The sequence below is a fragment of the Massilia eurypsychrophila genome (assembly GCF_002760655.1).
Classification (GTDB): domain Bacteria; phylum Pseudomonadota; class Gammaproteobacteria; order Burkholderiales; family Burkholderiaceae_D; genus JAFCUW01.
The window spans coordinates 1-12,919 of record NZ_PDOC01000030.1 but is presented as its reverse complement, the minus strand read 5'-3'; the positions used below and the strand labels follow the sequence as shown (position 1 = coordinate 12,919).

Annotated in this window: 11 protein-coding genes; 7 read left to right on the top strand and 4 right to left on the bottom strand. The window is 66.5% G+C overall.

Going from position 1 to position 12,919, the window contains the following annotated elements; all coding sequences use genetic code 11:
* Positions 1-117: 117 nt before the first annotated feature.
* Positions 118-399 carry a hypothetical protein gene (locus CR105_RS25080; protein WP_099793347.1) on the bottom strand — a complete coding sequence of 94 codons (282 nt, stop codon included), beginning with the start codon at positions 397-399 and terminating at the stop codon, positions 118-120.
* Between the two features lie 75 nt (positions 400-474).
* A complete protein-coding gene (locus CR105_RS25075) occupies positions 475-1,836 on the bottom strand; it encodes a M28 family peptidase (RefSeq protein WP_099793391.1) in 1,362 nt (453 codons plus the stop codon).
* A 167-nt stretch (positions 1,837-2,003) separates the two neighbouring features.
* On the opposite strand from CR105_RS25075, the gene CR105_RS25070 reads away from it, so the two are divergent.
* The 3 genes from CR105_RS25070 (at position 2,004) to CR105_RS25060 (ending at position 4,052) form a co-directional block, all read left to right on the top strand.
* A complete protein-coding gene (locus CR105_RS25070; protein ID WP_099793345.1) occupies positions 2,004-3,137 on the top strand; it encodes a DNA topoisomerase IB in 1,134 nt (377 codons plus the stop codon).
* Between the two features lie 117 nt (positions 3,138-3,254).
* Positions 3,255-3,719: a VOC family protein gene (locus CR105_RS25065; protein WP_099793343.1), complete on the top strand. Its 465-nt coding sequence runs from the start codon at positions 3,255-3,257 to the stop codon at positions 3,717-3,719.
* A gap of 66 nt (positions 3,720-3,785) precedes the next feature.
* Entirely contained in the window at positions 3,786-4,052 is a 267-nt protein-coding gene (locus CR105_RS25060) for a hypothetical protein (protein ID WP_099793341.1), read from the top strand.
* 9 nt (positions 4,053-4,061) lie between these two features.
* On the opposite strand, the gene CR105_RS25055 is transcribed toward CR105_RS25060, so the two are convergent.
* Entirely contained in the window at positions 4,062-5,258 is a 1,197-nt protein-coding gene (locus CR105_RS25055; protein ID WP_099793339.1) for a GAF domain-containing sensor histidine kinase, read from the bottom strand.
* A 158-nt stretch (positions 5,259-5,416) separates the two neighbouring features.
* Between CR105_RS25055 and CR105_RS25050 the strand changes: the two genes are divergently transcribed.
* The 3 genes from CR105_RS25050 to CR105_RS25040 all read left to right on the top strand — a co-directional run bounded on the left by CR105_RS25050 (position 5,417) and on the right by CR105_RS25040 (position 7,349).
* Positions 5,417-5,878: a cupredoxin domain-containing protein gene (locus CR105_RS25050; protein ID WP_099793389.1), complete on the top strand. Its 462-nt coding sequence runs from the start codon at positions 5,417-5,419 to the stop codon at positions 5,876-5,878.
* A 47-nt stretch (positions 5,879-5,925) separates the two neighbouring features.
* Positions 5,926-6,543 carry an LON peptidase substrate-binding domain-containing protein gene (locus CR105_RS25045; protein WP_099793337.1) on the top strand — a complete coding sequence of 206 codons (618 nt, stop codon included), beginning with the start codon at positions 5,926-5,928 and terminating at the stop codon, positions 6,541-6,543.
* An 83-nt stretch (positions 6,544-6,626) separates the two neighbouring features.
* Complete coding sequence (locus tag CR105_RS25040; protein WP_099793334.1) at positions 6,627-7,349, top strand: anti-sigma factor family protein; 723 nt, start codon at positions 6,627-6,629, stop codon at positions 7,347-7,349.
* Positions 7,350-7,480: 131 nt separating this feature from the next.
* On the opposite strand, the gene CR105_RS25035 is transcribed toward CR105_RS25040, so the two are convergent.
* The gene (locus CR105_RS25035; RefSeq protein WP_229414120.1) at positions 7,481-10,588 is read right to left on the bottom strand and encodes a ligand-binding sensor domain-containing diguanylate cyclase; all 3,108 of its coding nucleotides are present in this window, start codon (positions 10,586-10,588) and stop codon (positions 7,481-7,483) included.
* 643 nt (positions 10,589-11,231) lie between these two features.
* Between CR105_RS25035 and CR105_RS25030 the strand changes: the two genes are divergently transcribed.
* Positions 11,232-12,731 carry a DEAD/DEAH box helicase gene (locus tag CR105_RS25030; RefSeq protein ID WP_099793332.1) on the top strand — a complete coding sequence of 500 codons (1,500 nt, stop codon included), beginning with the start codon at positions 11,232-11,234 and terminating at the stop codon, positions 12,729-12,731.
* The last annotated feature ends 188 nt before the right edge of the window (positions 12,732-12,919 follow it).

The following is a 12,919-nucleotide window of genomic DNA, read 5'->3' as shown; positions in this document are numbered from 1 at the left end:
CTCTTGCCGACTTCCATGGCCGCCGAGTGTAGGTGCGCGAGAAGTGGCAAATATGGAGAGCGCGCACCTCCCTATGGAATGGGAATGCGCGAAAGTGGCGGTGCTGGCAGGCCAGCGTTACGGTGATTTTGTTGGCGTCGAAGTGGCCGGTAGTGTGATAACGATAGGCGCTGGCTGCGCCCTGGAACCTTGCGATGCAGCGTTAAAGATTGTGGCAATGCCAAAAATGGCCGCCAGCATTGTCCCAATGATTGTTAGGACGGTTGCCAAAGTCCATGTTTTGATTTCGGCATTCATCTTGTTCATGTCAACGCGGATCTCAGCGATGTCAGCCTTTGTGGCCAACGTCGGAAGGATCGTGTCCAGTCGAGCTTCCAGTGCTGTCAGTCGCTGTTCCATCCCGCGATCATCCGGCGGTTCGCCACTACTGTCAAGAACTGGCGGTGCGACCCATGCCGGCCGCACCGACGGCAATTACCGTTGCGGCATCGGATAGCTTGCAGGACTGACGTTGCCGTCCTTGTCGATTGCCTGCACACCGAAAAACACGTTGTCCTTCGACAGCGGCACGGTGAACGCGGTGACCTTGCCAACCAGCTGGCTGCCTTGCCACTGCGCCGCGGTGGTGTCGCGCCACACGATGCGGTAGCCGGCCAGGTCCGGTTCGGCGTTCGCCTGCCAGGTCAGGTCGGTGTTGTTGTCGAGCCGCGCGGTGCGGATCTTCACTTCCTGCGGTGCGGCCGGCGCCAGCGCCAGCGCGGCGAGCGAGGCCGCATTCACGCGCGCCACCTGGGCGATGTAGGCCGGATCGACGAACTCGGTCAGGTCGCCGTATTGCAGCGCGCCTTCCTTGCGCACGTTCTGGTGCTGGTGGTTGAAGTTCTCGGCCGGCTCGGTAAAACGCAGCGCCGCGAAGCCGCGATCGAGGAAGGGCGCATGGTCGCCGCCGCGCAGGTAGCGGTCGCGCCGGTTGACGATGGTGACCTTGAAGCCGTCGACATAGCGCTCGCCGACGTCCTTGACGTGGCGCGCCAGCTGGCGCGTCGGCGTATCGTTCTCGCCGCCGGTGGCGATCAGCGCGCGCAGGTTGTCCGGCATGTCCTTGACGGCGGGGATGCCTTCGGCGAACAGGCGCACCTGGGTGTTGTCGCGCTTGCCGTCCTGGTTGTGCGAACTGCCGATGATGTCGTTGGTGAACATGCCGGCGATATTGAGTTTCTTCTGCTTGGCTTTCTCGGCCCAGTCGGCCGCGCCGTACAAGCCTTGCTCTTCGGCCGCCACCGTCATGAACACCAGGGTTGCATCGAACTTGTGGCGCGACATCACGCACGCCAGCTCGATCACGGCGGCGGTGCCGGAGGCGTCGTCGTTGGCGCCGGGCGCGTCGCCAACGGCATCGGCGTCGTCGCTGTTGCGCGAGTCGTAGTGGCCGCTGACGACGTACATGCGCTCGCGCGATTCGGCCTGGCTGCCGGGCAAGGTGGCGACCACGTTGACGATCTCGGTCGGGCGCGAGATGCGGCGGTCGACCGGATGCAGGTGGCCGTCGAAGGCGACCTGCAGGCGGCCGGCGCCGCAGCGCTCGAACTCGGACTTGATCCAGCGCCGCGCCGCGCCGATGCCGCGCGTGTCGGAAACGGTGTCGGACATCGTGTGGCGGGTGCCGAAGCTGACCAGCTTGTCGACGTAGCCCTGGATGCGCTGCGGCGAAATGTCGCGCACGATGGCGTCGATCTGCGCCTGGCGGGCAGCGGCGACCGGTTCGGCGGCGCCAGCCGCGCCGGCGGCGGCGAGCAATGCCGCCAGTAGTAATGGTTGTGGAACGACACGGGACATCGACAATCCTTCTCAGCGAATGGGTGGCCGACCGGGGCCGGTCGGCGTTCAATAGTGTAGCGATAAATGCTCAGTCCGTGTCCAATTGTCCGCGCGCGAGCGCCGCGACATCGCATTGTCGTTTCGACTAGTATTGGTTGATTCCCTTCCAACCCAGATGCGCAGCCATGAAAAACGACCACCCATCGGCGCTTTCGCCAGTTCCCAACAGCGACCCGACGGAGGCTGCCAAGTCGGCCGGGCTGCGCTACGTCACCGACGGCAAGCGCGGCATCACGCGCGAACGCGACGGCGAGCATTTCCGCTACCTCGACTCGCACGGCGACGTTGTCACCGACGAGGCCACGCTGGCGCGCATCAAGTCGCTGGTCATTCCGCCGGCGTGGACCGACGTGTGGATTTGCCCGCAGGCGAACGGCCACCTGCAGGCGACCGGGCGCGACGCGAAGCAGCGCAAGCAGTACCGCTATCATCCGCGCTGGCGCAGCGTGCGCGACGAGGTCAAGTTCGAGCGCATGCTCAAGTTCGGCCAGGCCTTGCCGCAGATCCGCCGCACCGTCGACGCCGCGCTGTCGCTGCCGGGCCTGCCGCGCGAAAAGGTGCTCGCCACCATCGTGCACTTGCTGGAAGTGACGATGATGCGGATCGGGAACGAGGAATACGCGCGCACCAACAAGTCGTTCGGGTTGACGACCTTGCGCTCGCGCCACGTCAAGGTGGCCGGCAAGGAAGTCGAATTTCGCTTCCGCGGCAAGAGCGGGGTGTTCCACACGATCAAGCTGGAAGACCGGCGCCTGGCGCGCATCATTGCGCGCACCCGCGAGCTGCCCGGGCAGGACCTGTTCCAGTACATCGACGACGACGGCCACCAGCACACCGTCGGCTCGGCCGACGTCAACGACTACCTGCGCGCGATCACCGGCGAAGACTACACGGCGAAGGATTTCCGCACCTGGTCGGGCACCGTGCTGGCCGCGCTGGCGCTGCAAGAATTCGAAAAATTCGAGTCGGAGGCACAGGCGAAGAAGAATATCGTGCGCGCCATCGAATCGGTCGCCGAAAAGCTGGGCAACACGCCGACCATCTGCCGCAAGTGCTACATCCACCCGGCCGTGATCGACTCCTATCTCGACGGCACCATCCTGGAAGCGCTGCGCGAACGCGCCGCCCGCGAGCTGGTCGACGACCTGCACGACCTGTCGCCGGAAGAGGCGGCCGTGCTGGCGCTGCTGAACCAGCGCCTGCAAATGCCGGCGCCGGCGCTGCCGAAACCGGCACCCGCCAGGCGCGAAGCGGCCTAGCCGCGGCGGACCGCCGGCGCGCGCACCGGTTCCGGCGCGTTCGCTGGTAAAACGCCAACCTTGGCGGTGCAATCGGAGTAATCTGGCGCTTCGTCCAAACTATCCGAGGAGAACAACATGAACGCAGAAGTCAAGCCTATCCCTGAAGGAATGCATTCGGTCACGCCGCACCTGGTGATCGCCGGCGCCGCCGATGCAATCGAGTTCTACAAGAAAGCCTTCGGCGCTGTCGAGCACGCACGCATGGCTGGCCCCGGGGGCAAGGTGATGCACGCACAGATCACGATCGGCGATTCGCATGTGATGCTCGCCGACGACTTTCCCGACTGGGGATCGGTCGGGCCGAAGGCGCTCGGCGGCACGCCGGTGACGCTGCACCTGTATGTGCCGAATGCTGACGAGGTATTCCAGCGCGCGCTCGACGCCGGCGCCACCGTCAAGATGCCGATCTGCGACGCCTTCTGGGGCGATCGCTACGGCATCCTGACGGACCCGTTCGGCCATTCGTGGTCGGTCGCCACCCACATCAAGGACATGACGCCGGAAGAGATGGCCGAGGCTGGCAAGCAGGCCATGAGCTGATCGGGCGCAGCCTGGCCCGGCGCCGCGCCGGGCTCGATTGACAAGCTGCCCGGCGAGGACAATCATATGATCATGGATGAAAACAACCATCGGATCACCGTATTGGAGGACGACGTGTCGGCTGTGAAATCGGACACGGCGATCTTGAAGTCGGACGTTGCACAATTGAAGACCGACGTGGCGGTCATTCTGTCGAATTATGTGACCAAGGCAGACCTGCTTGAGCTCAGGACGGATGTTGCGAGCCTGGAATCCAAAATGCTGAGGTGGTACATCGGTGGCGTCTTCGCGATGGCCAGTGTCGTGATTGGCGCCGCGCGGTTCATGCGCTAAGCTACCAGGTCAGCGCGCCGTTGCCGGCGCCGCGGCCGGCATCCGGAAACTGAACGTGGTGGCGTCGGCGGTCGACGTCACCTCCATCGCGCCGTGATGCGGGCGGGCAATTTCGTTGACGATGTACAGCCCAAGGCCGAGGCCGCCTGACGCGCCACTGTTGTCGCCGCGCCAGAACGGCTGGAACAGGGCCGCCAAGGTCGCCGGTGCCATCGGCGCACCGCCGTTGGTCACCGACAAAAACAGGCCGCCATCAGCGGGAACGTGCGCTGCAACCCTTACCGGCACCTCGTGCGCGCCGTACAGCAGCGCGTTGACGAGCAGGTTCGACAGCAGCTGGGCGATGCGCAGCGGATCGCAGAACACGCTGCCGTCGATGTCGATGTCGCTGTCGATGCGGCGGCCCGGATGGATGTCGCGCAGCTCGTCGACCACGTGGCGCAGCTGCTGCTGCAGGTCGGTCGATGCGCGCGCCTGCAGCGGGATGCCGGCGCCCATGCGCCCGCGGGTGAAGTCGACGACATCGTCGACCAGGCTGGAGATGCGCCGGCCGCTGCGCTCGATCCGTTCGACCACGGCGAGCGACTTCTCGTCGAGCCCCATGTGGCGCAGCAGCGCGGTGCCGGTCAGCATCGAAGACAGCGGCGTGCGCACGTCGTGGCCCAGCACGGCAATGAACTGCTCGCGCAGTTCGGACGCCTCGCGCGCGCTCAGCAAGGCCGATTCGCTCTGTTGCAGGCGCTGCTCGTCATGCAGCTGGCGCGACAGCAGGTCGGCGAACAGCACCAGCGTGTCGACCACCTTCGGATCCGACACCCGCAGCGGGCGCGGGTCGAGCGCGCACAGCGTGCCGAAGAACTCGCCACCGGGGCGGTACACCGGCACCGAGATATAGCTTTCGAAGCCGTACCTGCGCGGCGTCGAATGGGCGCAATACTTGCCGTCTTCGCTGGCTTTGTCGATGACGATCAGCTGATTGCCTTCGCGCACCTCGCGGCACAGCGTGGTGGCGATGTCGAGTTCATCGCCGGCCTCCAGGCCGAAGCCGAGCTCGTCGAGCACGGCGCAGGTCGTCCAGGTCTCGGCGTCGACGCGGGCGATGCAGACAAAGCGCATGCCAGTCGTTTCGGCCACCACCCGCAGGATGGTCGGCACCGCGCTGACAGTTTGCACCGATGCGATGTCGGTGGAGATGGATGTATTCATCAAGCGTGCAATTAGATAGACAGCGCAAACTCTACGCCGATTCGGGCGATCCTGTTGCACTGTATCGGCGGGGGGCGGTGCTACAATTCCCGTCCGCAAAATATGCCCCTTTGCCAGATGCGCCAACTTTCCTGTTCCATATTTTCCGGCCAATGCCGATGACCGGTTTGCGCCGCCACCCGTTGGCCTGGCCGCTGGCCGCGGTGCTGCTGCTGGCGCTTGGCTGGGCGGCGCTGGCGCCGCTGCGCTACGCCAACCACGACCAGCTGCTCGAAATCGAACAGGGCACGGCGGCGCGCCGGCACAGCGGCGACCAGGCATTGATGCTGCCTTCGGCGATCCGGCTCACGCTCGGCGTGCAGGACGTGCTGCTGTTGCGCAACCGCGACACGATGGGCCACGCGTTCGGCCCGGTGCTGCTCGAACCCGGCCAGGATTTCAGGCTGCCATTCGAGCAGGCCGCCGACTACGCCTTTGCCAGCAGCGCGCACGGCGGGCGCGAGGTAGTGGTGACGGTGGTGCCGCTGCCGGACCCCGGCTGGCAGCGGCTGCGCTGGCGCCTGGCCGCGCTGGTGCACGCGGTGCGCTACCTGAAACTGCAGCCGCCGTCGGCAGCTTAGCGCCGATCGTGCGCCGGCCCGGCGCGCGATTCTGTCATGATGGATGCATGACGCCGATTTCGATTCCCCTGTTCCCGCTTGCCACTGTGCTGTTTCCCGAAGGCGTGCTGCCGTTGCAGGTGTTCGAGGTGCGCTACCTCGAGATGATGCGCAAGTGCATCGCCCATGACGATCCGTTCGGCGTCGTCATGCTCACCGAAGGGCAGGAGGTGCGCTCGCCCGAAGCGGTGGAAAAATTCGCTGCGGCCGGCACCTTGGCGACGGTGGACGACAGCAGCACGCCGTCGCCCGGGCTGTTGCAGGTGGTGTGCCGCGGCGGCGCGCGGTTCCGGGTGCTGTCGTCGGAGCGGCGCCGCAACGGCTTGTGGATGGGCGAAGTGGAATTGCTGCCGGGCGATTTGCCGGTGCCGATTCCGTCCGAGCTGCAAGGCGCGGCGGACGCGCTGAACCGCGTGCTCGGTTCGCTCGGCGACGTGCCCGAGCACCGCTGGCCGGTGCGCCCGCCGTTCCGGCTCGACGACTGCGGCTGGGTATCGAACCGCTGGTGCGAGCTGCTGCCGCTGACCCTGGCGCAAAAATACGGCATGCTCATGCTCGACAATCCGCTGATCCGGCTCGAATTAATGCACGACCTGCTCGACGAGCATGGCTTGATTACATCGTAGCCATGGCCGCCCGGCACCGAGTGGAAAGCTGGCCGGCGCGGTGATAGACTATTCGATCGGATCGGTTTAGCGAGGATCGCACCATGAGATTTTCCGATGAGACCCTGATCGCCTTTGCCGACGGCGCGCTCGATGAGCCGACCCGCCGCGCGGTCGAGCGCGCGATGCGTACCGATCCGGCGCTGGCGGCCAAGGTCAAGCAGCACCTGGCGATGCGCGACGAAGTGTTTCGCGCGTTCGCGCGCACCTTGCACGAGCCGGCCGCGCCGCCGCGGCTGCACACGGTAACGACCTCGGCGAAGGTGGTTCACCTCGACAGCGTGCGGGCGCCGCGCAAGGACGTCGTCGAAGCCGAGCCAGAGCGCGGCTGGTCGTGGCGCGAATGGTGCGCGCTTGGCGCCGCGCTGGCGGCCGGCGTGCTGGCCGGCGCGCTCGGACTGGCTGGCGTGCAAGATGAGATTCAGCTGGCCACCGCCGTCGGCGAGGGCGGCACGCTGAGCGCCCGCGGCAAGCTCGACACGGCCTTGTCGCGCCAGTATGCCAATGCGCCGCGCAGTGCCGCCGGCATCAAGGTCGGCATCAGCTTCATCGGCCGCGACGGCCAGTATTGCCGCACGTTCGGCATTGGCGCCGCCGCCGGACTGGCCTGCCGCAGCGGCGACGCGTGGAAAATTCCCGTGCTGGCCGAAGGCGGCGGCAGCGCCATGCCGGCAGCCGTGATGGCGGCCGTCGATGCGCGTGCGGTCGGCCCGGCGCTCGACGCGAAGGGCGAAGTGGCCGCCGTCCAGCGCGGCTGGACGCGCTGACCTGGGCGCCGCGGGGGGCGCAGGGGCCGCAGGGGCTGACCCGATGTTGCTTTTATGGGTCAGACCCCGGAGTCGCGGACGCCAACACAACCGGGGTCAGACCCTTTAAAAGCAGCATCGGGTCTGACCCCTTAGGCTTGTTCCCGTTGCAGGTCCGCGGCGCCGGCCGGCAGCATGGCCCGGTTGCGCCCGGCCTGCTTGGCGCGGTACAGCGCGCGGTCGGCCGTCAGCAGCAGCAGCTCGGCATTGTTGTCGTCGGCCGGCGACAGTGCCGCCACCCCGATGCTGATCGTCACCACGCCGTACGGCGAGCGCGCATGCGGCAGCGCCAGCCGTTCGAGCTCGCGGCAGATGCCCTGCGCCAGCGCCAGCGCTTCGGCTTCGCTGGTCACCGGCGCCAGCAGCGCGAACTCTTCGCCGCCGTAACGCGCCACCATGTCGCCGGTGCGCCGGCCGAACGTTTCGATCACGCCGGCCACCGCGCGCAGGCACTGGTCGCCCGACTGGTGGCCATAAAAATCGTTGTAGCTCTTGAAGTGGTCGACGTCGAGCATCGCCAGCGCCAGCGCGTGGCCGCCGCGCCGCGCGCGCCGCCACTCGGTCTCCAGCGCCTCGTCGAAACCGCGGCGGTTGGTGATGCCGGTGAGCGAATCGGTCGACGACAAGGTGGCCAGCTTGGCGTTGCTTTCCTCCAGCTCGCCGGTGCGCTCGGCCACCAGCGCCTGCAGCTGCTTCTGGCGCCGCGTCAGGCTGCGCACGCGGGCACGGTAGGCCATCGCCAACAAGCCAATTGCCAGCAGCGCGCACAGCAGGCGGAACCACCAGGTCTGCCAGAACGGCGGCAGGATGTGGATTGCCACGCTGGCCGGCTTGTCGCTCCACAAGCCCTGCTCGTTGGCAGCCTTGACCTCGAAGGTGTAGCGGCCCGGATCGAGATTGGTGTAGGTGGCGGTGCGGTGGTTCGAATCGGTGACGACCCAGTCGCGGTCAAAACCGATCAGCCGATGGGCGTAGGTGTTGCGCAGCGGGTCGGTGTAGTGCAGCGCGGAAAATTCGAGCGAGAACACCGATTCGCGCACCGACATGGTGATGTCGGTCGGCGCCGTCACCGTGCCGCCGAGTTTCACGTCCGGGCTGTGCGCCCCTTCTGCCAGCGACCGGTTGAACACGCTGATGTCGGTGATGGCGACGTGCGGCGCCACCGAGATCGAGCGCACCTTGTCGGGATGCACGCCGGTGATGCCCTTGACGCCGCTAAAGTACAGCACGCCGTCCGGCGCGGCATACGAGGCGCCGCTGGCGAAGCCGCCCGACAGGCCGTCCGAACTGCTGAAGCGGCTGACCGCGCCGTTGGCCGGATCGAGCCGCAGCAGGCCGCCGGCGGTCGACATCCACAGCAGGCCGGCGCGGTCGCTGCGGATCGCCAGGATCTTGACGGCGCCGACGCTGCCCTTGCCGTCGTAGTGGCGGAAGCTGACGGCGCCGTCGGCGGCGGTGACCACCTGGTCGAGGCCCTTGGCGGTACCGACCCAGATGCGGCCCTGCGGATCCTCGAACAGCGACGACACGTTGTCGTCGGCCAGCGAAGCCGGGTTGGCGCCGTCGTGGCGGAAGTGGCGGAACTTGCCGCTGGCGGTGTCGAGAAGGTCGAGGCCGCCGCCGCTCCAGTCCGATCCCATCCAGACGCGGCCGCGCTTGTCCTCGACGATGCTGGTGGTGCCGGTGACGCTGCGGCTGTGCGGGTCGGCCGCGTCGGTCGGATACGTCGTCGATGCGCCGCTGGCGATGTCGTAGCGGATCACGTGCTGGCCGGTGCCGAGCCACAGCTGGCCGCCGGCGCCGGGCGCGATGACGTTGATGAAGTTGCTCGCGACGTTGCCGAACAGGATGCGCTGGAACGGGCCGTCGACCTTGTCGAGCCGGTTCAGGCCGGCCGAGGTGCCGACCCACAGCGGGCCGCCGCTTTGCTGGTGCAGCGCGTAGACGACGTCGTGGGACAGGCCGCCGGCGCGCCTCGGTTCGCCGCGCCAGGTCTTGATCACGGCGCCGCTGGCCGGGTCGAACAGCGAGAAGCCGGTATTGCTGCCGAGCCAGAGGCGGCCGTCCGGCGCCCCTTCGACGTTTTGCACCGAGTTGTTCGGCACGATGTTGTCGGGCGCGGCGTCGAACGGGATGAAGCGCGAGAAACCCTGGCTGTTCAGGTTGACGAGGCTGATGCCATCGGTAAACGACGCTACCCACAGCATGCCGCCGCGGTCCTGCATGACGGCGCGGATGTGGTCCGACTGCAGGCTGTGCGGGTCGTTGGCGCGGTGCACATAGCGTACCGCCGTCTCGCTGCCCTTGTCCCAGCGCAGCAGGCCGCCGGCGAGCATGCCGGCCCAGACGCCGCCGTGGCTGTCGCCGTACAGCGCGTTGACGCGCAGCGGCGGCGATTCGATGCGCCGGCGCGCCGACCACGGCTTGCTGCTGTCCCACTTGACGACGCCCGTTTCGGTGCCGATCCACAAGGTGCGGTCGGCATCGTAATACAGCGCGCGCACGATGTTGAGCTTGTCGTCGGGCGCCTGCGCCGAGTCGACCCGGTAGTGGACGAATTTTGTCGCTCCCGGCGCCAGGTAGTCGATGCCGCCCGGCCAGGTGCTGGCCCACAGGCCGCCGCGCTCGTCGAGCGCCAGCGCGTTCAGGTCGTTGCTGGCCAGGCTGTCCGGATCGGCCTTGTCATGGACGTAGCGCAGCACCTTGCCGCTGGCGCTGTCGACGTGCTGCAGGCCGCCCCAGGTGGCCACCCACATGCCGGCGCCGCCATCGCTGATGATCGATTTAACGATGCGCTGGCTGGACGGGCCGGGCGGCAGCGCCAAGCGCACGAAGGCGCCGCTGTGCGGATCGAAGCGGGCGATGCCGTCCTGGGTGCCGGCCCAGATGCGGCCCTGCCTGTCTTCGAACAGCGCCGAGACGCGGTCGTTCGGCAGGCTGCGCGGGTCGCGCGGATCGTGGGTGTACTTGACCGCCTGATAGCCGTTGTAGCGGTACAGGCCGCCGCTATGGGTGCCGATCCAGATGAAGCCCTGGCGGTCCTGCAGCATCGACAGGATCGACAGGTCGTCGGCGTCGAGCGAGCCGAGGCGCTTGAAGCGCAGGTCGGAAGTGGGCGTAGCGCCGGCGACGATGGCGCACAGTAACAGCCAGCAGGTCAGGAGCAGGCGCAGCATTCGAAAGCGGTACAGGGGGAGCATCAGGAATCCATGAAAAGCGCCCCCGGCCGCGGCGCCGGTTGCATTGTAACTACAGCAACTGAACTGTGACGCTTATGATGCCTACTGTCAACGTATTTGCACCCGCCGCCAGCAGCAATGTTGCATTAAAGATACGAATTTATAGTTTCTCATGCCCCCTGCATTGCCTCAAAAACAGGGTCAGACCCGGTTTTTGTTTGGCAGAGCACCGTGCCTGCCAGCGAACAAACGGGTCTGACCCCAATATTGAGGATATGCCGGGCAGGCCTCAAACGCAGAGGCAGACTCAGTTTTTGTTCAGGCGGCACTGCTTCAAAATCGGGGTCAGACCCGTTTTTTGTTTGGTCCATAGACGCAGCATGCCAGCAAACATCCGGGTTTTGCCCCGGTTCTGCAAGGGCTGCGCGCGGCCGCGCGGCAGCATGCGCCATATACAGCGCCATCAAATTAGGGTATCGTGTATGGCCTGTAAAAGTATCGACGTCAAGCCGCGTGCCCGCCGCTGCCGGTGCCGCCCCGCAATTGCGGCGCAGCCCCCTTTGATCCGAGCCGCCGCCGCGCGGCGGGCCCGCATCGCGCGCCGGCCGGCGTCCAGCCATGAATCTACTGAAGAAAGCAGGCGCCCGGTGCGCCAAATAAACTGATGCCTGAAATCGACGTAACCGACCCAATCGCTTCACCCGCCGCCGAGCAGCCAGTGCCGCGCTTCGACCAGTTCGGCCTGTCGCCGGAGATCCTGCGCGCCTTGAGCGACCAGGGCTATGTCCACCCGACGCCGATCCAGGCGCAAGCCATCCCGATCGTGCTGCAAGGGCGCGACGTGATGGGCGCGGCGCAAACCGGCACCGGCAAGACGGCCGGCTTCTCGCTGCCGATCATCCAGCTGCTGCTGGCCCACGCCAGCGCCTCGATGTCGCCGGCGCGCCACCCGGTGCGCGCGCTGATCCTGACGCCAACGCGCGAACTGGCGGTGCAGGTGGCCGAAAACGTCAAGGCCTACGCCCAGCACACGCCGCTGCGCTCGACTGTCGTGTTCGGCGGCATGGACATGAAGCCGCAGACCGTCATCCTGCGCGGCGGCGTCGAGATCGTCATCGCCACCCCAGGCCGCCTGCTCGACCACGTCGAGCAGAAAAACGTCTCGCTCGGCCAGGTGCAGATGCTCGTCATGGACGAGGCCGACCGCATGCTCGACATGGGCTTCCTGCCGGATTTGCAGCGCATCATCAACATGCTGCCGAAGCAGCGCCAGAACCTGATGTTTTCGGCGACGTTCTCGCCGGAAATCAAGAAGCTGGCCAACAGCTTCCTCAACGACCCGGTCGTCATCGAAGTGGCGCGCAGCAACCAGACCGCCGACAAGGTCACCCAGGTGGTCTACAAGGTGAGCGAGTCGAACAAGGTCGAAGTGGTCGAATTCCTCATCCGCGGCCGCGACCTGAAGCAGGTGCTGGTGTTTTCCAACACCAAGATCGGCGCCTCGCGCCTGTCGCGCCACCTCGAGCAAAGCGGCATCAAGGCCACCGCCATCCACGGCGACAAGACCCAGCAGGAACGCATGGCCGCGCTCGAAGCGTTCAAGAAGGGCGACATCGACGTGCTGGTCGCGACCGACGTCGCCGCCCGCGGCCTCGACATTTCCGACCTGCCGTGCGTGATCAATTACGACCTGCCGTACAACGCCGAAGACTATGTACACCGGATCGGCCGCACCGGCCGCGCCGGCGCTTCGGGCGACGCCATCTCGGTGTATTCCGACAAGGACGAGCGCTTGCTGGTCGATATCGAAAAGCTGATCAAGCAGACTATCCTGCGCGGCGAGCTGGCCGGCTTCACGCCGTCGTCCTCGTCTTACTCGTCCTCGTCCTCGTCCTCGTCGCCGCGTTCGCGTGACAGCGGCGCGCCGGCCGCGCCATCGGAGCGCCGTACCCGCCGCCCGGAAGGCGAATCGGCGCCGCGCCTGGCCGAACGGCCGCCGCGCAGCAGCGCACCGTCGGCGCGCCGCGACAAAGTCGATCCATGGTTCCTCAAGCCGTACGAGCCGGCCACGCCGGCCGTCAAGACCGAGGCGCCGGCCAATCCGTCGATCAAGCCGGCCAAGCAGAAGGTCGCTGCCTTGCTGGGCGGCGGACCGAAGGCGTAAGCCAGCGCCGATCAGCAGGACAAAAAAAAGCGCGTCGATATCGACGCGCTTTTTTTTATTCGTGCGCCCAGCATGGGCGCACTCCTGTGGGTGAAAGTCCCGCCGCGAGCTGACCACAGCGAGCGAAGTGAAGCGCAACTGCGGAAGAGTAATCAACCGTGGAGAGGAAGCGTGGAGCATAAATCACG

What these genes read in the sequence shown, in the direction of transcription:
- CR105_RS25035 (WP_229414120.1), bottom strand. Translation starts at nt 10,588, where the DNA reads ATGCTCCCCCTGTACCGCTTTCGAATGCTGCGCCTGCTCCTGACCTGC.
- CR105_RS25055 (WP_099793339.1), bottom strand. Translation starts at nt 5,258, where the DNA reads ATGAATACATCCATCTCCACCGACATCGCATCGGTGCAAACTGTCAGC.
- CR105_RS25065 (WP_099793343.1), top strand. Translation starts at nt 3,255, where the DNA reads ATGAACGCAGAAGTCAAGCCTATCCCTGAAGGAATGCATTCGGTCACG.
- CR105_RS25075 (WP_099793391.1), bottom strand. Translation starts at nt 1,836, where the DNA reads ATGTCCCGTGTCGTTCCACAACCATTACTACTGGCGGCATTGCTCGCC.
- CR105_RS25030 (WP_099793332.1), top strand. Translation starts at nt 11,232, where the DNA reads ATGCCTGAAATCGACGTAACCGACCCAATCGCTTCACCCGCCGCCGAG.
- CR105_RS25050 (WP_099793389.1), top strand. Translation starts at nt 5,417, where the DNA reads ATGACCGGTTTGCGCCGCCACCCGTTGGCCTGGCCGCTGGCCGCGGTG.
- CR105_RS25040 (WP_099793334.1), top strand. Translation starts at nt 6,627, where the DNA reads ATGAGATTTTCCGATGAGACCCTGATCGCCTTTGCCGACGGCGCGCTC.
- CR105_RS25045 (WP_099793337.1), top strand. Translation starts at nt 5,926, where the DNA reads ATGACGCCGATTTCGATTCCCCTGTTCCCGCTTGCCACTGTGCTGTTT.
- CR105_RS25070 (WP_099793345.1), top strand. Translation starts at nt 2,004, where the DNA reads ATGAAAAACGACCACCCATCGGCGCTTTCGCCAGTTCCCAACAGCGAC.
- CR105_RS25060 (WP_099793341.1), top strand. Translation starts at nt 3,786, where the DNA reads ATGATCATGGATGAAAACAACCATCGGATCACCGTATTGGAGGACGAC.
- CR105_RS25080 (WP_099793347.1), bottom strand. Translation starts at nt 399, where the DNA reads ATGGAACAGCGACTGACAGCACTGGAAGCTCGACTGGACACGATCCTT.